The organism is Bartonella sp. AP88XZML (assembly GCF_042195565.1).
GTDB lineage: Bacteria > Pseudomonadota > Alphaproteobacteria > Rhizobiales > Rhizobiaceae > Bartonella.
Genome location: NZ_JBHIOQ010000015.1, coordinates 1 through 1,687, shown reverse-complemented (window position 1 = coordinate 1,687; position 1,687 = coordinate 1). Strand labels below are relative to the sequence as shown.

Below are 1,687 nucleotides of genomic sequence, written 5' to 3'. Positions count from 1 at the left end.
ACGTAAAGGTGAAAACCAATCACAAGCCTTACCATCATCTTTTAATTCAGCTTTCCGACTTTCAAAAGCATCTACGGCAATGTCTTTTAAATAATGAAGATTGCTTATTGCTTCACGCTTTTGTTTATTGCGTTCTTTAATAGGGTCACGACCTTCACGTAAAACCGAACGCCACCCAGTTGCCAATTCACGGGCTTGTTTTAAAGAGACATCTCGCAACGCTCCCAAGCCCATTTCACGACGACGTCCGTGAAGGGTATACCGTAAAATCCATTGAGCACCTCCATCTTTACGCTTATGAAGTAACAAGCCAGCACCATCATTATATTTGCCAGCCCCCAATGTTGCGACAGATCTTGCATTAAGACGGTTCATAAGAGCCATTTTTTACTCCTTTCTTATATAAATTTGATCCACACATTCATCCCACTTGTTATGTGCAAATGAGTGGTTTTGATTGAAGCAATATAAACTGATTTAAAATGAGACAATCTTAGGTTATTCGGGACTCTCATTCAATATGAATAACGCTAGATTATCATTATAAATCAATGCCTTGTAGAGATAGAGAGTGTCGATGAGGAGCATCCATGGTTTGTGCACGCGTTTGATTTGATTAAGGCGCGTGCAAAATACGAACTTTACAAGAATATCTTGAAAGATCCCGATTGTGCAACGGCAGCTTACAATGACTTTAACGAACAGTTGCATGAATTGCGTGCAGAGACGTCTCAACGTCATAACGTGACCAGAATAATACCAACGGATTTTTAAGATGGTTTATTTTCCAATCGCTGATTACAGACCAGATGTTTCGGTCGTCAACGGTAGCTTTACGGATACGCTTGTGAATGTTTTACCGGCTGATGGCGGTTACATACCCATGCCTAGTGCAATGGTTGTGTCTCATGCTTTGGAAGAAAAGCCTTTGGGGTGCATAGCGTTTAGAAGTGGCAATGGTGTTAAGATAATTGTAGGAGGCAAACAAAAGCTTTACAGTTATGATAGTCAAACCAAGGGTTGGAAAGATATCAGCCAAAGTGGTGTGACCTATCAAGCAAATGAAGAGAATAAATGGTCGTTTGCTCTTTTTAAAAACATGGTTATTGCGGTGAATAAAAATGATAAACCGCAAGTTTTCAAGGTCCTTAGTTCTGAACGGTTTGAAGATTTAGAAGGAAATCCACCGAAAGCAGGCTTGGTGAAGGTTTGGGGACCTTTTGTTTGTTTGATGCAATTGACAGATAATCCCAATCGCATTCATTGGTCTGGAGAAGGCGATGAAACTCTATGGGAGACTCAATATAATGTTAGTGGTTATATGGATTTCCAAGATGGAGAATATGTGCAGGGGGCAACAGAAACAACCAATCCCCTTATTTTTCTTCGTTCTGCTATTTATGCTGGTTCTTTGACGTTAGGTTCCAAGAGCCCGTTTGCTTTTCAAAAGATACAAGACAAGCGTGGAGCGCGCAGTGCAGCCTCTATAGCGTGTCGAGGGAGTGATGCTTTTTTTGCAGGTGATGGTGGTTTTTATCAGATGAGTTTGGATGGTCAACTTTTACCGATAGGTTTTGAAAAGGTTGATAGAACGGTTTTTAAAACATTTGATAAGTTTGCTCTTGATGAGATGCAAGGGGTTATAGATCCCATTGATAACCGGATTTACTGGTCCATAAAGAGAGGC

At 40.6% G+C, this 1,687-nt stretch carries 1 protein-coding gene and 2 pseudogenes; 2 read left to right on the top strand and 1 reads right to left on the bottom strand.

Features of this window, described 5'->3' with window-relative positions:
* Positions 1 to 384, bottom strand: a 384-nt coding sequence (locus ACFIK2_RS01320) for an Arm DNA-binding domain-containing protein (RefSeq protein WP_375676811.1), incomplete at its 3' end; no start/stop codon positions are given.
* 171 nt (positions 385 to 555) lie between these two features.
* Here ACFIK2_RS01320 and ACFIK2_RS01315 point away from each other — a divergent pair.
* Together ACFIK2_RS01315 and ACFIK2_RS01310 are read left to right on the top strand one after the other, a co-directional pair.
* Positions 556 to 774, top strand: a pseudogene (locus tag ACFIK2_RS01315) (hypothetical protein); the annotation flags it as partial.
* Between the two features lies 1 nt (position 775).
* A pseudogene (locus ACFIK2_RS01310) lies at positions 776 to 1,687 on the top strand (hypothetical protein); the annotation flags it as partial.